Source organism: Campylobacter sp. RM10537 (assembly GCF_022369435.1).
Taxonomy (GTDB): domain Bacteria; phylum Campylobacterota; class Campylobacteria; order Campylobacterales; family Campylobacteraceae; genus Campylobacter_D; species Campylobacter_D molothri.
The window spans coordinates 528681-553550 of sequence record NZ_CP059597.1; the positions used below are offsets into that span (position 1 = coordinate 528681).

General features: G+C 26.8%; 26 protein-coding genes. 20 read left to right on the plus strand and 6 right to left on the minus strand.

The genetic code is table 11. From position 1 onward, the window contains the following. Positions 1–13: 13 nt before the first annotated feature. Both ciaB and CMOL_RS02695 read left to right on the plus strand, forming a co-directional pair. Positions 14–1861 carry an invasion protein CiaB gene (gene ciaB / locus CMOL_RS02690; protein ID WP_239820605.1) on the plus strand — a complete coding sequence of 616 codons (1848 nt, stop codon included), beginning with the start codon at positions 14–16 and terminating at the stop codon, positions 1859–1861. 80 nt (positions 1862–1941) lie between these two features. Then, positions 1942–2238 (plus strand): HU family DNA-binding protein, encoded by a 297-nt coding sequence (locus CMOL_RS02695; RefSeq protein WP_200279360.1) that lies wholly within the window; start codon positions 1942–1944, stop codon positions 2236–2238. 44 nt (positions 2239–2282) lie between these two features. Here CMOL_RS02695 and CMOL_RS02700 read toward each other — a convergent pair whose 3' ends face one another. Then, positions 2283–2723 (minus strand): hypothetical protein, encoded by a 441-nt coding sequence (locus CMOL_RS02700; RefSeq protein ID WP_239820606.1) that lies wholly within the window; start codon positions 2721–2723, stop codon positions 2283–2285. A 208-nt stretch (positions 2724–2931) separates the two neighbouring features. On the opposite strand from CMOL_RS02700, the gene pgp2 reads away from it, so the two are divergent. The 4 genes from pgp2 (at position 2932) to CMOL_RS02720 (ending at position 6938) form a co-directional block, all read left to right on the plus strand. After that, the gene (pgp2, locus tag CMOL_RS02705; RefSeq protein WP_200279354.1) at positions 2932–3909 is read left to right on the plus strand and encodes a cell shape-determining L,D-carboxypeptidase Pgp2; all 978 of its coding nucleotides are present in this window, start codon (positions 2932–2934) and stop codon (positions 3907–3909) included. Positions 3910–3913: 4 nt separating this feature from the next. Then, positions 3914–4903: an alanine racemase gene (locus CMOL_RS02710; protein WP_239820607.1), complete on the plus strand. Its 990-nt coding sequence runs from the start codon at positions 3914–3916 to the stop codon at positions 4901–4903. After that, entirely contained in the window at positions 4903–5370 is a 468-nt protein-coding gene (locus tag CMOL_RS02715; RefSeq protein ID WP_200279348.1) for a tRNA (cytidine(34)-2'-O)-methyltransferase, read from the plus strand. Before CMOL_RS02710 ends, CMOL_RS02715 begins: the two co-directional genes overlap by 1 nt. 101 nt (positions 5371–5471) lie before the next feature. Then, positions 5472–6938, plus strand: a complete 1467-nt coding sequence (locus tag CMOL_RS02720; protein ID WP_200279345.1) for an alanine/glycine:cation symporter family protein — start codon at positions 5472–5474, stop codon at positions 6936–6938. Between the two features lie 29 nt (positions 6939–6967). On the opposite strand, the gene CMOL_RS02725 is transcribed toward CMOL_RS02720, so the two are convergent. Together CMOL_RS02725 and CMOL_RS02730 are read right to left on the minus strand one after the other, a co-directional pair. Beyond that, positions 6968–7696: an amino acid ABC transporter ATP-binding protein gene (locus tag CMOL_RS02725; protein ID WP_239820608.1), complete on the minus strand. Its 729-nt coding sequence runs from the start codon at positions 7694–7696 to the stop codon at positions 6968–6970. Next, positions 7689–8432, minus strand: a complete 744-nt coding sequence (locus CMOL_RS02730; RefSeq protein ID WP_200279339.1) for an amino acid ABC transporter permease — start codon at positions 8430–8432, stop codon at positions 7689–7691. The genes CMOL_RS02725 and CMOL_RS02730 overlap by 8 nt, the downstream gene beginning before the upstream one ends. 114 nt (positions 8433–8546) lie before the next feature. Between CMOL_RS02730 and CMOL_RS02735 the strand changes: the two genes are divergently transcribed. Next, a complete protein-coding gene (locus CMOL_RS02735; protein ID WP_239820609.1) occupies positions 8547–8693 on the plus strand; it encodes a hypothetical protein in 147 nt (48 codons plus the stop codon). Next, positions 8686–9255: a DJ-1 family glyoxalase III gene (locus tag CMOL_RS02740; RefSeq protein WP_200279336.1), complete on the plus strand. Its 570-nt coding sequence runs from the start codon at positions 8686–8688 to the stop codon at positions 9253–9255. Before CMOL_RS02735 ends, CMOL_RS02740 begins: the two co-directional genes overlap by 8 nt. A gap of 1 nt (position 9256) precedes the next feature. On the opposite strand, the gene CMOL_RS02745 is transcribed toward CMOL_RS02740, so the two are convergent. Next, positions 9257–9592 (minus strand): histidine triad nucleotide-binding protein, encoded by a 336-nt coding sequence (locus tag CMOL_RS02745; RefSeq protein ID WP_239820610.1) that lies wholly within the window; start codon positions 9590–9592, stop codon positions 9257–9259. 127 nt (positions 9593–9719) lie between these two features. Between CMOL_RS02745 and pheS the strand changes: the two genes are divergently transcribed. From pheS to CMOL_RS02785, 8 genes are all read left to right on the plus strand, one after another. Then, positions 9720–10712 carry a phenylalanine--tRNA ligase subunit alpha gene (pheS, locus tag CMOL_RS02750; protein WP_239820611.1) on the plus strand — a complete coding sequence of 331 codons (993 nt, stop codon included), beginning with the start codon at positions 9720–9722 and terminating at the stop codon, positions 10710–10712. Further along, positions 10709–13030 (plus strand): phenylalanine--tRNA ligase subunit beta, encoded by a 2322-nt coding sequence (gene pheT, locus CMOL_RS02755; RefSeq protein ID WP_239820612.1) that lies wholly within the window; start codon positions 10709–10711, stop codon positions 13028–13030. The genes pheS and pheT overlap by 4 nt, the downstream gene beginning before the upstream one ends. Next, positions 13027–14310, plus strand: a complete 1284-nt coding sequence (gene aroA, locus CMOL_RS02760) for a 3-phosphoshikimate 1-carboxyvinyltransferase (protein ID WP_239820613.1) — start codon at positions 13027–13029, stop codon at positions 14308–14310. Before pheT ends, aroA begins: the two co-directional genes overlap by 4 nt. Further along, a complete protein-coding gene (locus tag CMOL_RS02765; protein WP_239820614.1) occupies positions 14300–15130 on the plus strand; it encodes a 4-hydroxy-3-methylbut-2-enyl diphosphate reductase in 831 nt (276 codons plus the stop codon). Before aroA ends, CMOL_RS02765 begins: the two co-directional genes overlap by 11 nt. 116 nt (positions 15131–15246) lie before the next feature. Then, positions 15247–16920, plus strand: coding sequence for a 30S ribosomal protein S1 (locus CMOL_RS02770; RefSeq protein ID WP_239820745.1), 1674 nt, complete (start codon positions 15247–15249; stop codon positions 16918–16920). Next, complete coding sequence (locus CMOL_RS02775) at positions 16920–17414, plus strand: hypothetical protein (RefSeq protein WP_239820615.1); 495 nt, start codon at positions 16920–16922, stop codon at positions 17412–17414. The genes CMOL_RS02770 and CMOL_RS02775 overlap by 1 nt, the downstream gene beginning before the upstream one ends. Positions 17415–17454: 40 nt before the next feature. Next, a complete protein-coding gene (abc-f, locus tag CMOL_RS02780; protein WP_239820616.1) occupies positions 17455–19398 on the plus strand; it encodes a ribosomal protection-like ABC-F family protein in 1944 nt (647 codons plus the stop codon). Between the two features lie 766 nt (positions 19399–20164). Further along, complete coding sequence (locus tag CMOL_RS02785; protein ID WP_200279310.1) at positions 20165–20539, plus strand: YbgC/FadM family acyl-CoA thioesterase; 375 nt, start codon at positions 20165–20167, stop codon at positions 20537–20539. Here CMOL_RS02785 and CMOL_RS02790 read toward each other — a convergent pair. Together CMOL_RS02790 and CMOL_RS02795 are read right to left on the minus strand one after the other, a co-directional pair. Next, positions 20531–21727: a hypothetical protein gene (locus tag CMOL_RS02790; RefSeq protein WP_239820617.1), complete on the minus strand. Its 1197-nt coding sequence runs from the start codon at positions 21725–21727 to the stop codon at positions 20531–20533. The two genes, CMOL_RS02785 and CMOL_RS02790, sit on opposite strands and share 9 nt — an antisense overlap. Continuing rightward, entirely contained in the window at positions 21724–22335 is a 612-nt protein-coding gene (locus tag CMOL_RS02795) for a uracil-DNA glycosylase family protein (protein ID WP_200279304.1), read from the minus strand. The genes CMOL_RS02790 and CMOL_RS02795 overlap by 4 nt, the downstream gene beginning before the upstream one ends. A 164-nt stretch (positions 22336–22499) precedes the next feature. Between CMOL_RS02795 and rpmH the strand changes: the two genes are divergently transcribed. Genes rpmH through yidC form a run of 4 tightly spaced genes read left to right on the plus strand, consistent with a single transcriptional unit; the run spans position 22500 to position 24857 of the window. Beyond that, positions 22500–22634: a 50S ribosomal protein L34 gene (rpmH, locus tag CMOL_RS02800; RefSeq protein WP_087723277.1), complete on the plus strand. Its 135-nt coding sequence runs from the start codon at positions 22500–22502 to the stop codon at positions 22632–22634. Further along, positions 22631–22957 carry a ribonuclease P protein component gene (gene rnpA, locus CMOL_RS02805; RefSeq protein ID WP_200279301.1) on the plus strand — a complete coding sequence of 109 codons (327 nt, stop codon included), beginning with the start codon at positions 22631–22633 and terminating at the stop codon, positions 22955–22957. The genes rpmH and rnpA overlap by 4 nt, the downstream gene beginning before the upstream one ends. Continuing rightward, positions 22945–23295: a membrane protein insertion efficiency factor YidD gene (yidD, locus tag CMOL_RS02810; protein ID WP_239820618.1), complete on the plus strand. Its 351-nt coding sequence runs from the start codon at positions 22945–22947 to the stop codon at positions 23293–23295. The genes rnpA and yidD overlap by 13 nt, the downstream gene beginning before the upstream one ends. Next, entirely contained in the window at positions 23292–24857 is a 1566-nt protein-coding gene (gene yidC, locus CMOL_RS02815; protein WP_239820619.1) for a membrane protein insertase YidC, read from the plus strand. The genes yidD and yidC overlap by 4 nt, the downstream gene beginning before the upstream one ends. Positions 24858–24870: the final 13 nt, after the last annotated feature.

A 24870-nucleotide genomic window follows, 5' to 3' on the forward strand; every position in this document is an offset into this window, starting at 1 on the left:
AAGGAAATAAAAAATGAATAATTTCAAAGAAGTAGCAAAGCTTGTAAAAAAACGTAAGGAAAATATTAACCATTTTTATGATTTTTTAGATTTAGAATCATGGGGCGAATATTGTGAATATTTGCTTAAACTTAGTGAATTAAAAAAAGAAAAAAGTAGTTTGGTTGCTATTCTTAGACGATTGGTTGATTTAAAAGAAGAAAATTTAGTGCAAGAATGGAAAAAGAATTTTTTTAAAGAAGATAAAATTATAGAATTAAAACATAAATTTTATGAAGAGGTTAGAAAATTTTATGAAAAAGAACATCAAGAGCTTATTGATGAGATTGTAAGCAAAAGATTATTAAATAATTTCTATGAAATTCTAATTCAAGGAGTTCATGAAATAGGGGTGATTATAAATTCCTATGAAATTTCTTGGACTAAAGAAATTATAGAAAAAAACAATAAAATTTTAGCTTCTCAGTTTCAAAATCTTGATGATGCTATTGATTTTTTACGTAAAAATAAATTATATCAAATAACACCTCAAGGAGAAATTTGCGAAAGAAGCTATGGGGTGCTTGTACGAATAGGAAATTTATGGAAATTTGTTCCTTACGCAAGATTTTTTGAAAATGAAACTTTAAAGCTTGAATTTGCTTTTGAAAAAATGATAGAAAAATTAAAAAATGTTGCTAAAGAAAAAGATGAAATGGCCTATATAGAGTATTTTGAAAAATTAAAAAATGCTTTTTGTCAAAAGGATGAAAACAAAATTGTTGAATCGTGGCAAGAAGCAGAACTCGCTTGGATGAAGGTTAAATCGCCTTTACAAGTTGGACATCCTTTGGAGTATTATGAAGATCACTATACGCATGCCGTTGCTTTGGAATGGGATATAAGATTAGAAGATGAAAGCAATTTTAATACTTTAAAATTTAGTGATGAAATCAAACAAAGTTTTATAAAAGTATATAAAGATATAAATATCGAAGATGAAAATTTAAAAAAAGAAGTACTTAATAATATAGATAAAACGCAACTTTATGTTTGTATGCCTATGATTTTTTATGGAGCTGAGCTTAAGGGTTTATTTTCTGCACAAGTTGTTCCAAATGATGAATTTGTAAGCAATATTGCAGGAAAGAAAATTTTTGCATTTTTAAATTTTGTTTATGAAAATACCCTAAGCAAACCTTTTATGAAAATTGCAAGTGAGGTTTTTGAGAAAGATTTTTTAGATTATGGTCGAGAAATTCTTTTTTTTAAAGAGAATATTTGGAAGCGTGTTTATGAAATTTCAACCATAGGTCATGAATTTGGTCATATCTTTTTTATTGCTAGTGATAGTGAAAAAAAGATGAATCAAAGTGGTTTTTTTAAAAATATAGAAGAATATAAAGCGACAATGGGAGGATTGATAAATTTTTTCTTTCACGAAGATAAAGAGCTTAGATTACCTGTTTTTCATGAGTTAATCAAAAGAGCAGTTTCTTTAATAGCTTGGCAAAAAGTTGATGAAGTGCAACCTTATTATACGGAAGGATTGATACATCTTTCTTTGCTTTTTAAAAGTGGAGTTTTAAATTTTAAAGATAATAGATTAAAAATTAACTTTAATCTAGAATTTTATGAAAAATTTAAATTACTTGCTTTGAATACTTATTATGATTTAACTAAACATTATGCTTTGAAATTAGATGCAAAAGAATTTTTGAATCATTTTTGCTTATTGGAAGATAAAGTTTTTATGCCTATAGAGGAAGGGTGTAAAGATTTTGTAAAATATTATTATAAACTTTATGAAAAAATTGGTAATGAAATTGATGATAGCGGTGAATTTGAGCTTTATAAAGCCAAAAAAATACAAAAAAAATAAAAAAAAGTATTTTAATTCTTGATATTGTTTTTGTAATATGCTAGAATTAAGCGTTTTAATAAATAAAAAAAGGAGCTTTTATGACTAAAGCAGATTTTATTTCTCAAGTTGCTCAAACTGCTGGGCTAACAAAAAAAGATGCTACAGCTGCTACTGATGCAGTTATTGCTACAATTACTGATGTATTGGCAAAAGGCGATAGCATTAGTTTTATAGGTTTTGGTACTTTTTCAACAGCTGAAAGAGCTGCTAGAGAAGCTAGAGTTCCAAGTACTGGAAAAACTATTAAAGTTCCTGCAACTAAAGTTGCTAAATTTAAAGTAGGTAAAAACCTTAAAGAAGCTGTTGCTAAAGCTAGCGGCAAAAAAAAGAAATAATATAAAGGTCAGAAAACTGACCTTTACTAATTTTTTTATTCTTTTTATCTTTTTAAATCAAAATCAAAATAAAATATGCTTTTATTATTTTCTAGTAATTCTGCCCTAAAGCGCATCGTATGCATAAAGCAAGAAGAAAGTATAAATTGGCTTTCATAGTCTGTTTTATTGATTTGGTAAATTTTTGGTTTGATTTCTCCCATAAACATATTTAATCCATAAATTTTTAATTCTAAGTTTTTATACATTCCAAGGTTTTTAATGAGTAATTTTGTATTTTGTAAAGATTTGATAGGTTTGGGATCTAAAGAAATAAGAATCTGCTTTCCCTTGAATTGATAAGCACAATCTTTAAAATTTAAATCACAAGCTAAAGGCTTTAAAGTATTTATATGAGGTTCTTTTTTTGAAATATTTTGATTAAGTAAAAAATAGAATACTGAAAGTATTAAAGCAAAAATCGCAATAAAAAATAATTTTTTCATGAAAATACATCCTACGAAATTAAAATAAAATATTTTTTTGGAATTATATTTTAATATAAATAAATTATTTTTAAAAATATTTTATAGTTTGTAATTTTAGCAATTATTATTTTTTAAGAAAAAGATAATATAATCTCAGTTTAAAAATTCTAGTAAGCAAAAGATAAAATTATTAATTTAAAATTATAAATTTTTTAAGGAAGATATATTGTTTAAAAGATTTCTCATTTTATTTTTTATAGGAGTGTCTATAACCAGAGCATCTGATTTGGTTAAGATTTATTTAGATCAGGGGTTAGAGGCTGTTGGAGTAGAGATTGAAAAAGAGCTAATGGATAAAAATTTCTGGTTATCTGAAATAGCGGACAAAAATGTCTCTCTTGGGTATTATAGTAGCAAAGTTGATATTGTTCTTACAAATAAAACTGATAAAATTCTTCGAGTATATTCCTATGATAATGGAAAAATTAAAAAAGATTTTGAGCAAAAATCAATCATTACAGGTTTAATGGGGGATAAAAAGGTTGAGGGAGATTTGAAAACTCCTATAGGTTTTTATGAATTAGGACAAAAATTTAATCCAGGGGATCCTTACTACGGTCCTTTTGCCTTTGCAACAACTTATCCAAATTTGTTAGACAAAGTACAGGGGAAAACTGGTGGAGGAATTTGGATACATGGCTATCCTCTTGATGGCACTAGAATCGATGAATTTAAAACAAAAGGATGTATAGCTTTATTTAATGAAAACCTTGAAAAATTTGCAAAGATAGTTCAAGATAGAAAAGTATTTGTAATGACCGAAGAAAAGGATAAAGTTAGGGCAAATAAAGAAGAAATTGCTTCTTTATTTGCAGATCTTTTTGCTTGGAAATTTGCTTGGACAAATAATAATATAGATTCTTATTTAGAATTTTACGATCAAAATGAATTTAAACGTTTTGATAAAATGAAATTTGAACAATTTGCTTCTATGAAAAAAGCTATTTTTTCTCGTAAAGAAAACAAAAAGATAAAATTTTCAGATATCAATATTAGCCCTTATCCAAATTTAAATAATGAAGTTATCTATAGAATTTCTTTTTACGAAGATTACTATACAAAAAATTATCAATTTAAAGGAAATAAAACTTTATATGTTAAATTAAATGATAAAGGAAAAATGAAAATTTTAGCAGAGCAATGATTTTATGTCTGTTATTAAATTGAATCAAAAATCATATGAAAATAATTTAAAACAAATTATTGAAAAAGCAGAGAATCCTTCGAAAATAATTTGCGTTTTTAAGGATAATGCCTATGGACATGGAGCTAAGATATTAGCTCCTATACCTAAAAAATTTGGTATTAATTTTGTTGCAGTTAAAAATGAAAAAGAAGCTTATGAAATTCAAGAATTCTTTAAAAATATTTTAATACTTTCACATAAACCTAATGGAAATGAAAATCCTCAGTTTATATATGCTTTAAATGAAATTTCTAAGGTTAAAGAATATAAAACTGGTACAAAAATTCATCTTAAAATAGATACAGGAATGCATAGAAATGGTGTTTTTGTAGAAAATATAGAAGATGCTTTTTTTAAAATTGACAAGGCAGGTTTAATTTTAGAGGGAATATTTACGCATTTTTCAAGTGCTGATGAACTAGATGGAAGTTTTTTTATTCAAAAACAAAAATTTCATCAAGCTAAAATTTTAGCGCAAAAAAAATATGATCATTTAATTTTTCATTCTTTTAATTCAGCAGCCTTGTTTAGAGCTCAAGATATTCCTAAAGATGAGTTATTTAGAATAGGGATTGCTCAATTTGGCTATGGAGATGAAAAATTAGAAAAAATCTTAAGTCTTTATGCTCATAAATTAAGCGAAAGAATTTTGGAATTTGGTCAAAGCGTAGGGTATGGTAGATCTTTTAGCGCTCATGAAAAAATAAAAATTGCTACTTATGATTTAGGTTATGCTGATGGGTTATTTCGTTACAATGGAAAAGGTGATTTGGCTTTGGCAAATCATAAAAATATTTTAGGCAAAATTTCAATGGATAGCTTTTCTTGTGAAGATTGTGGCGAAGAAATTTGTGTATTTAATGATGCTAATCTTTGGGCTGATTTTTTTAATACAATTTCATATGAGATTTTAGTTAAGCTTCATCCAGATATTCCAAGGATTTTAGTCTAATGTTTAATATAGTTTTAGTTAATCCTAGAATTCCTCAAAATACAGGGAGTATAGGAAGAATGTGTTTTAATGCAGGCTTTAAGCTTCATATTATTAAACCAATTGTTTTTGATATTTCTCAAAAAGCTGTTCGTAGGGCAGGACTTGATTATTGGGAAAAATTAGAGCCTATAGTTTGGGAAAATTTGGAACTTTTTTTAGAGAAAAATTTAAAATTTAAGGATCGTTTCTTTTTTGCCACAACAAAGAGTAAAAAACCTTATTTTGAGGTCAAATTTAAAGAAAATGATTTTTTATTTTTTGGCAGTGAAAGCTACGGTTTGCCTATGGAGCTTATGCAAATTAATTGGCAAAATGCCATTACTATTCCAATGAAATCTTGCGGAAGAAGTTTAAATCTAGCTACTAGTGTTGGAATTGTTTCTTATGAGGCTTTAAGACAAAATTTTAAATATTTTATTTCCTAAGGTAACAAATTTATATTTTTTCATTATATTTTTTTATAAGTAAATATGTTTTTCATAAAAAATATGTTAAAGTAAATTGAAATCAAGATGAAAGGATATACATGGGAGAACAAAATTTAAATATTTCATTTAGCGAAAAAATTATCAATTATTTGGGATACATTACTCCTTATACAGATACAATAATGGTTATTTTACTTATTGTTTGTGGAATTTATTATAGTTTTTTGACAGGTTTTGTGCAATTTCGTATGCTTAAATCTGTATTTTCAATTTTAACAGAAAGAAATAGCGAAAGCTCTAAAGAACATATTTCACCTTTTCAAGCTTTGATGATATCAACAGCTTCTAGAGTGGGAATAGGAAATATTGCAGGCATTTCATATGCGCTTACAACGGGAGGTGCTGGAGCTTTATTTTGGATGTGGATTATGGCATTTTTTGGCGGAGCTTCGGCATTTGCAGAGAGTACTTTAGCACAAATTTATAAATCCAAAGATGAAACAGGCGGTTTTAAAGGTGGTCCAGCTTATTATATAAGAAAGGCTTTGGGTTCGCATTTTTTTGGATCTTTTTTTGCTTTTATATTAATTATCACTTATGCTTATGGCTTTAATGGTTTACAAAGTCAAACAATGACATCTGCATTTAAAATATATTATGATATGTTTAATCCAAATTCATCAATAGGATTTACTTCAAGTTATTGGCCTATTATTATTGGTATTATTTTGACAATTTTTGGATCATGGATGTTTTTTTCTCATCATACAAAAATTGGTAAAATCAGCTCTTTAATTGTTCCTTTTATGGCTATGGCTTATATTTTACTTGCAATTATTGCTGTTTTAATCAATTTTGGTAAAATTCCTTCCGTAATTCATATGGTTTTAGAAAGTGCTTTTGATTTTAAAGCAATTTTTGGCGGCTTTGCTGGTTCTGTTTTAGTAATAGGGATTAAAAGAGGACTTTTTTCAAATGAAGCAGGAATGGGATCTGCTCCAAATGCTGCAGCTGCAGCTCTTACTAGCCATCCTGTTAAGCAAGGAATTATTCAATCTTTTTCAGTATTAATTGATGTTGTTGTTTGTACTAGTTCTGGATTTTTGGTGCTTTTTTCTATGGCTTATTTAAATTTTCACGGAAGCAATATCGGAGATGGTATGCCATTGGTGCAAGAAGCTATGAGAGAATATTATGGAGGATTTGGAATTCATTTTGTTACTATTGCCATTGTTCTTTTTGCTATTACATCATTAATTGGAAATTATTATTATGCACAAACTAATGTAAAATATTTGACCAATTCTAAGTTAATTATGAATTTATTTAGGATAAGTGCAGTAGCTATGATATTTATAGGATCGCAAATGAATTTAAAACTTGCTTGGAGCTTAGCAGATCTTACTATGGCTTTTATGGCAACAACAAATATTATTTCTTTATTGCTTTTAGGTGGTATTGTAAATAAAACATTAAAAGATTTTAATATCCAGCAAAAAACAAAGAAAGATCCTCATTTTAGTGCTTCGAAATTAAATATAAAAAATGCAGAATGTTGGAATTAATCAGTCTTGAAAATCAAGACTGATTTGACTTAGTGATTTAAAATCTTATTTAAAAATTCTTTTAATCTTTCGTTTTTTGGACACTCAAAGACTTCTTGAGGAGTATTGTCAATTGCTATATTTCCTTTATCCATAAAGAAAATTCTATTGGCAACATTTTTAGCAAAACCCATTTCATGGGTAACTACGAGCATGGTTAAACCTTCTTTGGCAAGTTCTTTCATGATGCTTAAAACTTCCCCTATCATTTCAGGATCGAGTGCCGAGGTAGGCTCATCAAATAAAATTATATCTGGATTCATCATTAAACTTCTAGCAATAGCTATGCGTTGCTTTTGTCCTCCTGAAAGTTGATGAGGCATAGCATCTTCTTTATTTGTAAGTCCAACTTTTTTAAGCAAATTTCTAGCTTTCTCAATAGCTTCATTTTGATTTAAAATTTTAGTTTTTACAGGAGCTAAACATAAATTTTGCATAATAGTCTTATTGGCAAAAAGATTAAAATGTTGAAAAACCATACTGACTTTTTGGCGTATTTTGTTAATATCTGTTTTAGGATCTAGTATATTTTCACCCTTGATAAAAATTTCTCCACTGTCAGCTAATTCTAGTCGATTTATACAACGCAAAAAAGTGCTTTTTCCTCCGCCACTTGGTCCTATAATAGCTATAATATCACCTTGTGAAATTTCAGTATTAATATTTTTTAAAACTTCTAAATTGCCATATTTTTTATATAGATTTTTTATTTTAATCATTTTGATTTATCCTAGTTTCAAGTTTTTTAGCAAAATAACTAAAAATTTTAACACTTATGTAATAAATTAATCCTGTAAATATTATAGGCTTTGGATTGTAAAAAATCGCTTGTAAGCTTTGACTTTGCATGGTAATATCAATAACACTAATAAAACCAACCACAGAAGTTTCTTTAAATAAAGAGATAAATTCATTTACCAAAGCAGGTGAAATATTTTTTATGGCCTGTGGGAGGATAATCTCTTTCATTGAAGTTTGATAATCAAGCCCCATGGCGCGAGCAGCTTCCATTTGACCTTTATCTATACTATTAATTCCACTTCTAACTATTTCTGCAATATAAGCAGAACTGTTCAATCCTAAAGCAAAAATAGCTGCATATAAATTATCTATAAAAGTCAGAATTACAAAAGAGAAAATCATAAGTTGTAAAATAACAGGCGTTCCGCGAATAATATCAATATATTCATCAATTATAAAATTTAAAGTTTTGATATTGAAAAATCTTAAAATAGCTAAACCAAAACCAACAATTATGCCAATAAAAAGAGCACAAACGGTAAGTAAAAGAGTAACACCATAACTCTTTAAATATGCATTAGCATTTGCTGTATAACCATAGCTTATTTCTCCATTAGAATTTTTAATTTGTAGAATTTCAATTGGAAAAGAAAAATAAGCCCATAAAATTATAATAACAAGAAATACAAAAATTCTGATATTTTTTTGATTCAAAATTAACTACCTTTTAAAATAATCTTAAAAACTTGAATTCTATAAAATTATCTTTGATTTTTCTTTAAATATTTATAAAATTATGTTAGGATTTTTCAAAGGAGGCTTATAATTATGTCAATTTTGGATTTTATTTTTATAGCTTTTTTTGTCTTTTTTATGATTTTTTTAATAATAGGTTTTAATAATCAAATGAGCGAGAGGGCTAAAGAAAAAGAAAAAAGATTTCAAAAATATAAAACAAGGAGAAATGATGAGTAAAAAAATTTTAGTTCCAATGGCACAAGGTTTTGAAGAAACTGAATTTATAAGCATAGTTGATGTTTTAAGACGCGCAAAAGAAATAGGCGGAAATTTAGAGGTGATTACAGCTTCTTTAAGTTCTGATCTTTTTGTAAAAGGATCTCATGGAATTATCATCAAAGCTGATTATCTACTAAAAGATATTGTACATATGGATTTTGATGCTATTGCTTTAGCAGGTGGATATGAAGGTATGAATAATCTTAAAGAATCAAATGAAGTTTTAAATATTATTCAAAAACTTAATAGCAATAATAATATTATCGCTGCTATTTGCGCATCTGCTATAGTTTTAAATGCTGCAGGAGTTTTAAAAGGTGAATTCACATGTTATCCAGGTTGTGAATCTGGGCTTAATGGTACCCGTGTTAATCAAGCCGTAGTTGTGAATAAGAATATTATTACTTCAGCTGGTCCAGCAACAGCTATTCTTTTTGGTTTAGAATTAGCTAAACATCTATGCTCTGATGAAATTTATAATAAATTATATGAGATAATGTTGATGCCTTTGATAAAATAATTTAATGCTTTTGTGGGGTTGTAAAACCTCCAAGCATATGAAAATGCAAATGAAATACTTCTTGTCCACTATTTTTTCCACAATTTGTTATTAGTTTATACCCGCTCTCATGGATATTTAATAATATGGCTAATTCTTGGATAAAACTTGTCATTCTAGCCATAAGCTCTGGATCAAATTCTTGAAAATTTTTAAAATGTTTTTTTGGAATAATAAGCACGTGAATAGGAGCTTTTGGAGCAATATCATGGAAAGCTAGAAAATCATTATTTTCAAGAACTTTATTGCATGGAATTTCCCCTTCAATTATGAGTTCAAAAATTGTTTTTTCTTGCATGCATCATCCTTAATTATTAGATAATTAATAATTTATAATTATATCTTTAAAAGTTTAATTTTTATGCTGATTTTAAAATACTTTTTAATAAAATTAAAATCAAATTTCACTTTGATTGGGGTAAAAATTGCAAAATTTTATTAAACAAATTGAAGAGTGTGATAATTTAAATGATTTAGAGGCTCTTAGAATTTCAGTTCTTGGCAAAAAGGGTATTTTAACAGAAAGTTTTTCAAAACTTAAAAATTTAGAAGGTGAGGCTAAAAAAGAATTGGCAGCTACCCTAAATTTAGAAAAAGAAGCGTTCAATAAAGCCTATTTAACTAAGTTTAAAATTTTAGAGAATCTTGCACTCGAAGAAAAAATGAAACAAGATATACTTGATTTTAATTATTTTGATGAAAATGTAACAAAAGGTGCTTTGCATCCTGTAATGAGCACTATGGATAAAATCATAGAATATTTTTTAAGCTTAAATTTTAGTATAGAAAAAGGTCCTTTAATTGAGGATGAATTTCATAATTTTGAAGCTTTAAATTTACCAAAATCTCACCCTGCTAGAGATATGCAAGATACTTTTTATTTTGATGATAAAAGACTTTTAAGGACTCAAACTTCACCAGTGCAAATTAGAACAATGTTAACCCAAAAACCTCCTATTAGAATGATAGCCCCAGGTGCAGTTTTTAGAAGAGATTTTGACATAACTCATACTCCAATGTTTCATCAAATAGAAGGGCTTGTTGTAGAAGAAGGTCAAAAAGTGAGTTTTTCACATTTGAAAAGTATTTTAGAAGATTTTTTACACTTTATGTTTGATGATGTGAAAATTCGCTTTCGTCCTAGCTTCTTTCCTTTCACTGAACCTTCGGCTGAAGTAGATATTTCTTGTGTATTTTGTAAAGGAAATGGTTGTAGGGTGTGTAAGCAAACAGGATGGCTAGAGGTTTTAGGATGCGGAATTGTCGATCCTAATGTATTTAATTTTATAGGATATAAAAATGTAAGTGGTTATGCCTTTGGTCTTGGAGTAGAGCGTTTTGCTATGCTTTTGCATCAGATTCCTGATTTGAGATCTTTATTTGAAGGTGATTTAAGATTATTGGAGCAATTTAGATGATAATTACTAAAAGTTGGTTAAATGATTGGTTAGAACTTGAGGATATAACTGCTGAAGAAATTGTTTATAAATTAAATTCTATAGGTATTGAAGTTGATAGAGTTTGCAATTTAAAAGTTCCAGATAAGGTTGTAGTGGGTTTTGTAAAAGAAAAGATAAAGCATGAAAATTCTGATAAGCTCAGCATTTGTCAAGTGGATATTGGAAATGAAATTTTACAGATTGTATGTGGTGCAAAAAACGTAGAACAAGGGCAGTATGTTGCTGTAGCACTTAGAGGTGCTTGCATGCCAAATGGAATGGAAATTAAAGATGCTAAGCTAAGAGGTGTAGATTCTTATGGTATGCTTTGTTCAAGTTCAGAATTGGGTTTTGGTAAAATTAATGAAGGTATTATAATTTTAGATGATAGTATAGGTATATTAGAACTTGGAAAAGAATTAAATTCCTATGAAATTTTTAATGATGTATTAATTGAAGTTGAATTAACTCCAAATAGGGGAGATTGCCTTAGCATATATGGAATAGCGCGAGATTTAGCAGTAGCTTTTAATTTAAATTTGAAAGAACTTAAATCTTTTAAAGAGAATGAAAATGTTTTAGGCATAGGAAGGGTTTTACGTCTTAATGCGCAAAAAGATTTGCATAGTTTTTATAATTATAGAGCCATAGAGATTAAGGATAATTTTCAATTAGATTTAATTATTTCTTTACGTTTGGCTCAGATTGAAAATTTAGAAAATAATCCTATACAAAATTTATTAAATTACACCATACACTCAACAGGTGTTTTATTTAATGCTTATGATTTAAGTGTTTTTGCAAAGGAAAATGAAGAAGTTACTTTAAATTTTAGTAAAGAAAAATCTGGAGAAACAAAAATTTCTTGCCAAAATGAAACTTTAAGTATTAGCGGATTTTATCAAAAAGAAGAATATAAATGTAAAGAGACTTCAAAGTTAGTTATTATCGAAGCTAATTATACAGATCCTAATATAATAGCTAATGCAAAGCCAAATTATAAAGAACAAGATGAGAAAATTTTTTATAGAAGTTTTAGAGGGAGTGAGCCTAAATTACATTTAGGGATGGATTTTTTACTCAATATCCTTAAACAAAATCCAAATTTAAGCATATACAGCTCTTCTCAACAAATCTTACTTGATAAAGAGCTTTTAACTATACCTATGAATATTGATCATATCAATAATATTATTGGTCAAGATATTGATAAAGATGATATCTTAAATATTTTAAAAAAATTAGGTTTTAAAATAATACTTTTAGATGATAGATTAATTAATGTCGAAGTTCCAATGCATAGGCCAGATATAAGTAATTTATCAGATATTTGTGAAGAAATTGTTAGAATGATAGGTATTAACAATATAGTTTCTAAAAATTTAGAATTTTTAGGAAAAAATCGTCTTAATTCAACTTATTTTTCTTATAAAAGACTTTTGGAATTAAGAAAAAATGCTGTTAATAATGGTTATTTTGAAAGTTTGCATTATGTTTTAGATAATAGTGAAGAACTTCAAAATTTGGGATTTGATACTGTTAAAATACAACTTTTAAATCCGATAACCAATGAATTAAATACCCTAAGAACAACCTTATTAAATCATCTTTTAAGTGCTGTTAGCTTAAATACAAAAAATTCAAAAAAAATTATTAAACTTTTTGAATCAGGATCTATTTTTTCTAAAGATGTTGAAGAATTAAATAAAATCGCTTTTGTGCATTCAGGCTATAAAGAAGAGCCTAAAATAGCAAATAAAGCTAAGCCAAGATTGGTTAATTTTTACGATTTTCTTTTAGATATTAAAAATATTATAGGGGATTTTAAACTTAAGCCCTCTCATTATGATTTCTTAAGTCCTTATGAACAAGCAGAATTGATTATAAATAATGTAAGTATAGGTTTTATCGGTCGTTTACATTTGAAATTAGAAAATGAAAAAGATCTAATGAAAACTTATGTTTGTGAATTGGATTTAGAGCTTATTAAAGAAGAAAAAAAAGTTGCTAAAAATTATTCAAAATTTCCTGCAGTAAATAGAGATCTCAGTATATTGGTGCCAAAAGGATATGTGTATGAAAATATTAAAAAATCAATAGAAGAATTAAATTTAGAAATTCTTGAAAATTTTAGATTAGTTGATTTATATAGCGATGAAAATCTTAAAGATTTTTATAGTTTAACTATAGCTTTTGTTTTTAGAGATATAAATAAAACTTTAGAAGATAGTCAAATTGTAGAAAGTATGGATAAGATTGTACAAAAATTAAAAGAAATGGATCTTGATTTAAGATGATAATCCATGCCTTATCTGATAGCTTCGAAATAGAAATTTCAGATATAGCTGCCGATAAAAGTATTTCTCATCGTTTTGCAATTTTTTCACTTTTAACAAATAAAGAAAATAAGGCCAAAAATTATCTTTTAGCCAAAGATACTTTACATACGCTTGAAATTTTAAAACAGCTAGGTGCTGAAGTTAAAATTTATGGTACAAATGTTAGCATCATTCCGCCTAAAAAAATTGTACCACCTAAAGATGTATTATATTGTGGGAATTCTGGAACTCTTATGCGTTTAATGATAGGATTTTTATCTGGAATTTCTGGTTTTTTTGTTTTAAGCGGAGATTCATCTTTAAATAATCGCCCTATGAAAAGAGTTTGCGATCCTCTTAAAAGTATTGGAGCAAAAATATATGGCAGAGAGAATGCAAATTTAGCACCAATTTGTATAAAGGGACAAAAATTACATTTTTTTAATTACGAGAGTCAAATTTCATCAGCTCAAGTTAAAACAGCTATGATTTTATCAGCTTTAAATACAAATGGAAAATCTATATTTAAAGAATTAAATTTAAGCAGAAACCATAGTGAAAATATGTTAAAAGCCATGGGGGCTCCTTTAAAAATAAGTGAGAATGGTTTAAAAATCGAAATATCAAATTTAAAAAAGCCTTTAATAGAGCAAGATCTTGAAATTCCTAATGATCCATCTTCAGCTTTTTATTTTATACTTGCAGCACTTATTATTCCTAATTCGAAGATAAGAATAAATAATATTTTATTAAATTCTACTCGCATAGAAGCTTATAAAGTTTTGCAAAAAATGGGAGCTAAAATTGAAATAAAAATTACCCAAAATCATTTTGAAAGTATAGGAGAAATTAGAGCAAGTTTTAGTAAGCTTAAAGCAGTGGAAGTTAAAGAAAATATAGCATGGCTTATAGATGAAATTCCTGCTTTAGCTATTGCTTTTGCTTTAGCAGATGGAATTTCTATACTTAAAAATGCAAAAGAGCTTAGAGTTAAAGAAAGTGATAGAATTTGCTCTATAGTTTCAAACCTAAAGCTTTGCGGAATTAAAGTTGAAGAATTTGAAGATGGATTTAAAATAGAAGGTGGAAAGGTAAATAAAGCTAAAATAAAAAGTTATAATGATCATCGTATCGCTATGAGTTTTGCTATTTTAGGTATGGTTTGTGGAATGGAAATTGATGATTTTGATTGCATAAAAACTTCTTTCCCAAATTTTATAGAAATTTTAAAAAGATTAGGGGTGAAAATTGATTATTGAATTAGCTAAAAACTATGGTTTTTGCTTTGGGGTAAAAAGAGCAATTAAAAAAGCTGAACAAATTAAAGATGCTGCGACTATAGGGCCATTAATTCATAATAATGAAGAAATTTTGCGTCTGCAAAAAGATTTTAATGTTAAAACTTTAGAAAATATTAATGCATTAAATGACGAAAAAAAGGCCATTATAAGAACTCACGGTATTACAAAACAAGATTTAGCTGATTTAAAAAAAAGAAATATTGAAATTTTTGATGCAACATGCCCTTTTGTAACAAAGCCTCAGCAAATTTGCGAACGCATGAGTGATGAAGGCTATGAGGTTGTTATTTTTGGTGATGAAAATCATCCAGAGGTTAAAGGTGTTAAAAGTTATGTAAGCACAAAAGCTTATGTTGTTTTAAGTAAAAAAGAGCTTGAAAATATTAAATTACCAAATAAAATTGCTGTAGTAAGTCAAACAACTAAAAAACCTGAACATTTTATGGAAATAGTTAATTTTTTAATATTAAGAGTTAAAGAAGTCAGAGTTTTTAATACTATCTGCGATGCAACATTTAAAAATCAAGATGCTATTAAAGAACTTTCTGTAAAAAGTGATGTAGTCATTGTTGTGGGTGGTAAGAATTCGGCTAACACCAAGCAACTTTTTTTAATAGCAAAAATGCACTGCGAGGATAGTTATCTTATCGAAACAGAAGAAGAATTAAAAAAAGAGTGGTTTTTAAATAAAAAACATTGTGGAATTAGTGCAGGTGCTAGCACTCCAGATTGGATTATAAATAAGGTAATTGCTAAAATTAAAACTTTTGTTGATTAAAGCGTAATATTTTATTTTTTTAAAAGCTAAATAAAACTACAATTTAAAAAAATTAACAAAAGCTAAATTTTTAATATTTAGAATGAGGAAATTTAAAATTATTTTAAAGGACAGTGATGATTGAGGCGAACAATAAGGTTCAAAGTAGTTTAGATGATTTTCTTGAAGAAGAAGATTTTGGACAACTTTTAGATGCTTTTGATAAATCAAAAGAAGAAGCAATGGCAGAAGGGGTGATCGTAGAGATTAAAAATGATGAAGTTTATATTGATATAGGTAAAAAATCTGAAGGAATTTTGTCAATTGCTGAAATTCAAAATAATGATGGACAGTTATTGTTTAAAATTGGAGATAAGATTAAAGTTGCTGTGGTGGGTTATTACAGTGGAAGGTCTTTATTGTCTCATAAAAAAGCTTTGAGAAAAGAAAAAGTGATTGGATTTATTAAAAATTATAAAGAAGAAGATTCTGAAAATATATTTAATGTTAAAGTTGTTGGAAAAAATAAAGGAGGACTTATTGTTGTTGATGATAATGATATTGAGTTCTTTTTACCTAAATCTCAATATGGTTTCAAAGAAAACAATAATGTTTTAGGTAAAACTTTTAAAGTAAAGATTATTAAGATTGATCATGAAGAGCAAAGTATTATCGTTTCCAGAAAGAAAACTCTAGATGATGAAAGAAAAAGACGTAAAGAATTAATTAATAATATCACTCAAGAACAGGGCATTATTGAAGGTACAGTAAAAAAAATCACAACTTATGGTATGTTTGTTGATGTAGGCGGAATTGACGGTCTGGTTCATTATAGTGAAATTTCTTATAAAGGCCCAGTAAATCCAAGTCTTTTTTATAAAGAGGGGGACAAAGTTCCAGTTAAAATTATTAGCTATAATAAAGAACGCAAACACCTTTCATTATCTATTAAGGCAGCTTTACCTGATCCTTGGAGTGAAATAAAAGATAATCTTGAAGTAGGTGATACAATTAAGGTTATTGTTTCTAATATAGAACCTTATGGAGCTTTTGTAGATTTAGGTAATGATATCGAAGGTTTTTTACATATCAGTGAAATTTCTTGGGATAAAAATATTAAAAATCCAAAAGACCATATAAGCAAAGGACAAGAAATTGATGTGGAAGTTATTGAAATTAATTCCGAAGAAAGACGCTTAAGAGTTTCTTTGAGAAATTTACTTACAAAGCCTTTTGATGAATTTTTGAAAAAATATAAATTATCAGATATTTTAGAAGGTGAAGTTACTTTGACAACTGCTTTTGGAGCATTTATAAATCTTGGTATGATTGAGGGTTTATTGCATAATGAAGATGCTTCTTGGTCAAGAACTGATAAATGTAAAGATAAATTTAAAGTTGGCGATAAGGTTAGAGTAAAAATTATTAAAATAGATACAGAAAATCAAAAAATTTCTCTTAGCATGAAAGAACTTTGTGAATCACCTGTTCAAGAATATGCCAAAAATCATAAAGTTGGAGATATTGTTAAAGGAAAAATTAGAGATATCAAAGATTTTGGTGTTTTTGTAGAGCTTAGTCAAAATGTTGATGCGCTTATTCATAAAGAGGATATTAGTACTTCAACTCTGGAAAATCTAAAAATAGATGATGAAATTGAAGCAGCTATTGTTTTTATCGATGAAAAGAAGAATAGAATTCGCTTAAGTGTTAAAGATTTAGTTAAAATGAAAGAACGTGAAGTTTTAAATGAAATAAATGATAATGATAAAATCACTTTAGGTGATATTATAAAAGATCAATTAGCTTAATGATTAAAAAATATCTAACTGTAGGCATTTTAAGTTTACTGTTGCTTAGTTTGTTTGCAGTTGTTTTGATATTAGTCTCTAAATTTAAAGCAAATTCAAATTTTATTCCTGAATTTGCTCATAATATAAATATAGAAAAAGAAAATAAGCAAAAAAACAATGAAAACTTTACTTGGCAAGAAGAACTTGCTAAATGGCCAAGTAAAGATTTTACTCCTGCAGCAGAACAATTTAATCTTTATGTTGATGTTGATACTAGTGATTTAAAAGAAAAAAGCAAATATTATCAGCTTATTATAGATAAAAATGATATCTATTCGGTATTTTGTTTAAAACAAACTTTAAAATCTTTTGATGTGAAATATTTTTTATTAAAATCTAGTGATAGTCCAGAAATTTTTTTAGATACTGATAATAAAGAACTTATTGATGAAATTATTAAAGAGCTAAAAAAATATAAGATTAATACTCAAGCTAAAGAAATTTGGCTTTAATTTTTTTAATTATCGATTTATTTTTCTAGGAAGTATTATAATGGCACTGATTGATTTAATTGACGCAAATAAAAGATTTGATGAAAAGATTGTTTTAAATGAAGCCAATTTTAGTGCCAATGATGGTGAAAAAATAGCTATTATTGGTAAAAATGGAGAAGGGAAATCAACTTTTTTAAAAATATTATTTGGTAATTTAAATTTGGATAGTGGTCGCGTTGTAAGACAAAATGGAAAAAGCATCGCGATGCTTTCGCAAAATGTAGATTTTGAGGCAAATTTGAGTATTAAAGATGCTATTAAGCAAGAACTTTCAGAAATTTATACCGCTTTAGATGAATATGAAAAACTTCAATTAAAATTAGAAAAAAATCCAGAAAATAAAGAGTATTTAAAACAAATGGATTCAATTATGGCTTTAATAGAAAGCAAGGATGCTTGGAATATAGAAGCTAAAATAAAACGTGTTTTGAAAGAATTTGATCTATTAAAATATATTGATCGTTTAGTATGCACATTAAGTGGTGGTGAGATACGTAGGGTAGGACTTTGTATACTTATACTTAAAAATCCTGATATTTTGTTGCTTGATGAGCCAACAAATCATTTAGATGTTTATATGACAAGTTTTTTAGAAGAATTGCTAAAAGAATCAAAAATGTGCGTTATTTTTATTTCCCATGATCGCTATTTTATTGATGCTATTGCTGATAAGTGTATAGAAATTGAAAATGGAAAATTAAGTGTTTTTAAAGGAGGATATGCAAATTATCTTGAAAAAAAGGCACAAATTTTAGAAAGTCTTACTAAAAACCATGAGACTTTATTAAAGCAATTAAAAAGTGAAGAAGAATGGTTAAGACGCGGTGTCAAAGCAAGATTAAAAAGAAATGAAGGAAGAAAAGAGCGTATTTTAAAAATGCGAGAAGAGGCTAAAAAAAATCCAGGAGCTATAAAGCGCCTAAGACTTGAAATTTCAAGATCTACACTTAATTTTAATGCTGATAAAGTAATGAATCGAAAAAAAATGTTATTTGAAATTAAAAATGTAAGCAAAAGTATAGAAAATAAAATACTTTTTAAAGATTTTTCAGCTCGTATTTTGCAAGGAGAGCGTATAGCTATAGTAGGAAAAAATGGCTGTGGAAAATCTACTTTTTTAAAAATGCTGTTAGGACAAATAAAAGAAGATAGTGGAGAGATTAAACGAGGAGAGATTAAGATAGGATATTTTGATCAAGCTAGAAATTTAGTAAATTCAGATAAAACCTTACTTGAGATTTTTTGTCCTAATGGTGGAGACAGGGTTCAAGTCAGAGATAAAAATATGCATGTTTATGGATATTTGAAAAATTTTTTATTTCCTAAAGAATTTTTAGATAAAAGTGTTTCTGTATTAAGCGGTGGAGAAAAAAATCGAGTAGCTTTGGCTTTACTTTTTACTCAAATTTATGATATTTTAGTACTTGATGAGCCAACCAATGATTTAGATATTTCGACAATTAATATTTTAGAAGAATATTTGTTAAATTTTGAAGGAGCAATTTTGTTTGTATCTCATGATAGGTATTTTGTTGATAAAATTGCCAATAAAATTTATGCTTTCGAGGGAGATTCTTCGATCAATATTTTACATACTCTTTATACAGAATATCTTGAAAATGAAAAAGAATTGCGCGAATTTGATAATTTTACTCTAAATTTTGAAAATTCAATTTCAAATAGTAATCAAAAAGAGAAAAAAAATCAAAAGCTAAGTTATAAAGAAAATGAAATTTTAAACAATCATCCAGAAAAAATAGAAGTTATTGAAAAACAAATTGCACAATTAAATAAAGATTTATCAAATCCAAATATTTATCAAAATATCGGTATTAATAAACTTTATGAAGAGTTGCAAAAAGCTCAAGAAACATTGGAAATATTTGAAAAAGAATATTTTGAAGTTTTAGAAAAAAGTGAAAATTTGCAAAAAGAAATATAAAAATGTACTTTGATTACTTGTAAAAATATAACCAAATTAAATTTTATATCAATGACTATATTCTTAAGAACCAAGGATTATAAATCAAAATCATTTTAGCAATTTTAATCTTAGTATTTTTAAACTCTAAAAAAGTAAAGAAGAAAAATTTTGTAAACAATTATAGTGAAATTTATGTTTTTGATAGAAAAACAAAAGATAAATATATATAATTTTAAAATACATAAATATTTTACACCATAAGACTTAGAAAAATTTTATCTCAAGTCTTTTTTAATGGTTATAAATATTATCGTGATGATTGTAATTATAAAATAGACGAATTTAATTTTAATTTTGATGACAAACTTTAAGAAGATAAGCTTAGAAAAAGTAAGATCTTATATGGATTGAGCGTAAAGGTAAAAAAAATATCCTGTTGTTTTCTCTGCTAGATTTATATATGTTGCAAATTCGGAAATGAAAGAAAGGATGGCTTTAAAAGATTAGATTTTCTTTATAAAAAAGTAAAATTAGATGCTAATCTTATTCTTAGAATCTTCGCTCTATACTAAGCTAATTTTTTTGAAGAGCCAAGATAAGAGCTTATTAAAAAATGCGGGATTAAAGAATGAAAAATAAAAAATGAGTTTGAGCTTATTAAGATTTTAAAAGTTTTAATAAAAAATAATATTAAGACTTTATATTAAAAGAAAGATTTTTATTTTTTGATTTTTTTAATAAATTTAAAGTAAAATAAAAATTAGATATCAAAAAAAGGAGTAGGGTGAAGATAAGAGTTTATTATGAAGATACAGATGCTGGCGGGGTAGTTTATCATAGTAATTATTTGAAATTTTGCGAAAGAGCTAGAAGTGAAGTTTTATTTTCTAAAAAAGCTTTAATATTTGATGCCATTGATGGACATTTTTTACTTACAAAAGCAAATTGTAATTTTATAAAACCTGCTAAACTTGGAGATATAATCGAAGTTAAAACAAAAATTTTAGAAATTAAAAATGCTTCTATAGAAATTTTACAAGAAATTTATAAAGATAAAAACAAAATTTTTAAGTTTATTGGAACTCTTGCTTATATCAAAAAAGAAAAACCTGCCAAAATGGAACCAGAAGTTAAAAAACTTTTTGAAGAATTATTTTAATTCTTCAAAATTTGCTTTGACGCTTTGCATGAGACGGACTTTGTATAAAATCTGCGAGTTTTCAATTTTTTCATCAAAAATACTTTTACTTTCTTTATTTAGAAAATTCGTATAAAAATAATCAGTTCCAATGCTTGTTGCATAAGCTACCCAATTATAGTCTATATTTTGATTAAAAATTTCATTTAAATAGGATAAATTATCGTCATGATTATTGATAGAATTTGCAATAATAAAATTTTTCCTATCGGCTTCTTGGGTAAGATTTAAAAATGCAGGATTGTAATTTATCTGGGTGGATAACATTATATAAGGATATATATCATAAACGCGTAATTGAGAACTTGTAAGTGCTGTTTTTACTAAAGGTGTATTAAAAAAAATAGAAGTTTGATCAAGACTTCCTTGAGATTTTAGCAACTTGTAAAAATCAAGTTTATCTCCATCAATTTTATAAATTCTTACATTTTGATTTTTACTATTGAGCAATATACGTGCATTTAAGTTATCTGATAATGTAGAACCATCTCCAAAAATTGCTATATTTGAGTTGGCTTTTTGCAAAAGAGCCATAATTTGAGCATCATAATCTATGCTACCAAAAATTATATTTTGATTTAAATTTGAGGCAAAATTTTTATGGAGGGTTGGGATAAATATCTTCATATTTTTAGAATAATCTTTAAGCGCGGAAATACCTTTTAGGGTAAAAGCTGCAATAACATATTGATAACCCTGAGATTCTATTTGATCAAGAGTTTGACGTATTTTGTTTTCATCTTCTGTGCCTATTAAAAATACTTTGACTTTAATGTCTGCTCTTTGTCTTAAAAGATAAGCAATGCTAGAATTTACAATAGTATTGGAATAGCTTTTAATTGTTTTTTCTGGAATAACAATGGCTAATTTAACCGCTGTAATTTTTTGCACAGCTTGATCAAAATCTGTGATAGAATTTAAAAGTTTTGCATAAACGTTGGATAAAAATTGATCTTTTTGATCGCTGAATTCACTTAAAAAACTAAGATAAAGTCTTGATTCTAAAAGATCAAAAAGACAATTAATCCCACATTCTTGGGTATTTAGATTAGGGTAGAAATTTTCAGAAGGTGGTATATCTACTAATCTTTGTTCTCTAGCTACAAGAAAACAAAAGCATAATCCTAAAATTAATAATATCTTTTTCATAAAAATCCTTTAATTTTTTTTAGGTCTTCTATAAATTTTTTTTCATAACTTGGATTTTTTTCTATAAATTCAAGTTCAAAACTTGCCATAAAAAAGAAATCTTTATAGGTGAAAATTTCTCCCCTTAGGCTATTAAAATTAGAAAAACCCAAGCTATTAAAAGCATATTCTCCTAAGCAAAGGATAAATTTAGGTTGAACCAGCATGACTTCATTCCAAAAAAATGGTAAGCAAGATTGTAGCGAAAAATCATCAAATTTTCTATTAGAAAAACATTTAAAAAGATATGAAAAATAAAATTGCTCTTTGTTGAGCCCTAAAATGTTATAAATATAATTTTGTAATGCTTTGCCTTTTTTTGATTCCAAAATGCAACCGTTTTCATTTTCAACTTTTTGTCCAAAAGTATCTAAAATCATTAGATTAACTGATTTTAAATGATTTTCCATTAAGGTAAAACGACGAAATTTTGAAAAATGACATAAATTGCATTTTTGTATATTTGATCTTAAGTCTTTAAAATTTTTTATTTTTAATTGAATATTATTAGCTTTGTTATCTATAAAATTATATCCTATAGCTTTTAAATAATATAAACTTCTTATCATTGCTACAACTTAAAAATTATTTATAAATTAAAAATACTAATTTATTTTTAAAAATTTAGCAAAAAAAAATTAATCTTACTTAGCAAAAGCAATTTATAAGTAAGATTGAGATAAAATTCGCTTTTATTCTTTATTTTCAAAAATAAAATTAAGGAAATTTTAAAATGAAAAGAACTTATCAACCGCATGGTACTCCAAGAAAACGCACTCATGGTTTTCGTGTTAGAATGAAAAGCAAAAATGGTCGTAAGGTAATCAATGCAAGACGTGCTAAAGGTAGAAAAAGACTCGCTGTGTGAAATTTTTTGAAAAAATCAGCAAAAATGAAGAATTTTCGACTGTATATAAATTAGGAAAAAAATGGTATTGCGATGGCATTATTGTTTTTTATCTCAAATGTGATGAGCAAAAAATGGCAGTTGTTGCAAGTAGAAAAGTTGGAAAGGCAGTGATTAGAAATCGCTCTAAACGTATTTTAAGAGCTTTATTTTCTAAAATTGAAACAGAAATTTATAAAGGGAAATATATTTTTGTTGCAAAAAGTGAAATCACTCAATTTTCTTTTTCTAAATTAGAGAGAAGCTTAAAATGGGGTTTAAAGAAGCTACAATGTTTAAAATAGCATGTTTAAAATTGTTATTAATTTATCAGAAATTTTTAAGCCCGCTTAAGCCTTCTGTATGTAGATTTTATCCTTCTTGTTCAGAATATGCTTATTGGCAATTTCAAAAAAAAGATTTTTTTTCAGCTTTTTATTTTACTCTTATGAGAATTTTGAAATGCAACCCATTTTTTAAAGGTGGATTTGATTATCCAAAAATTACAAGAAAAATAACTCCTTATAATTTTTGTTTTAAACCAATTTTTTTATCGCAAAAAAAACTTTATTATTTTTATATACCTTATAATGATAAAACTTTTTATTTTGTTAGAATTATATTTAAAAGGATAAATCAGTGAATAATACAAATAATTTTTTTCAGCAAAAACGCATACTTTTAGCAGTAGTGCTTTCTTTTTTATTTTTCATTGTGTATGATTATTTTTTTATACCAAAAAATCCTCCTAAATTAAATCAAAATATTACAAAAGTTGAAAGTAATGCACAATTTGATGCACCAAAACATAATATTCAGCCTGTAGAAATTCAAAAGAATGTTTTACAAGATCAGATTATAGCAGATATTAAAAGTGATCATTTTGAAGCTAAGATTGATGCCTTGGGTCGAATTTCAAGCTTTTATCTCAAAGATAAAAAATATCAAAATGAAAATGGTGAATTCATTAATTTAGTTTCTAAAAATAGTTTTCCTTATCCTTTAGAGATGCGTTTTAGCGATGAAGCTATTAATGCTGATGCTTTTAAAACGCCTTATATCTCAAATTTTAAAGAGCTTTTTGTAGATGAAAACGGTAGCAAAACGATAAAATTAACTCAAAAACTTTCCTCTGGTTTAATGATTGAAAAAAATATAACTTTTTATCCTTTTGGAAATTATAAAATCGAAGTGAGTCTTAATAAAAATAGCCATTATTTTATAAGCCCAGGTTCTCGCCCTAATATAGCAGTTGATAGTTACACTGTGCATGGTGCATTAGTTATGGATGATAAAGAAACTATTCATACTTTTGAAGACGGGAAAGTAGATAAAGAACAGAATATGCAAAATATTTGGATGACATCAGCTTTTGATAGGTATTACGCTACTTTCTTTTATAATTTTGAAAAACCTTTAAACATAACTATAGGAAAAGATGCGCATGAAAATCCTTTAGTGTTTGCTTCTAGTGATAATAAATTTGAAGCAGGGGGTTATATAGGATCAAAAGAACATGTAATATTAAGAAGTATAGATCCACGACTTGAAGCTGTGGTTGAATATGGATGGTTTACTTTTATTGCAAAACCAATGTTTGTATTTTTAAATTTCTTGCATAATCATATAGGAAATTGGGGTTGGTCTATAGTTATAATGGTATTGATTATTCGTGTTATTTTATTTCCTTTGACTTATAAATCTATGATTTCTATGAATAAATTAAAAGATTTAGCTCCAAAAATGAAAGAACTAAGAGAACGTTACAAAGGTGATCCTCAAAAAATGAATGTTCATATGATGGAGCTTTATAAAAAACACGGTGCAAATCCTATGAGCGGGTGTTTGCCTATACTTTTACAAATTCCAATTTTCTTTGCAATTTATCGTGTGTTGTTAAATGCTATTGAATTAAAGGCTGCGCCTTGGATATTTTGGATACATGATTTATCAGTTATGGATCCTTATTTTGTTCTTCCAATTTTAATGGGAGCGACAATGTTTGTACAACAACTTGTTACACCAATGACAATTCAAGATCCTATGCAAGCTAAAATTATGAAATTTTTACCTGTAATATTTACTTTCTTTTTTGTAACTTTTCCTGCAGGATTAACTCTTTATTGGTTTATTAATAATCTTTGTTCTTTTATTCAACAATTGATCATTAATAAAATTTTTGCCAAAGAGCATCATAAAAAATAAAATGGAGTGCAAA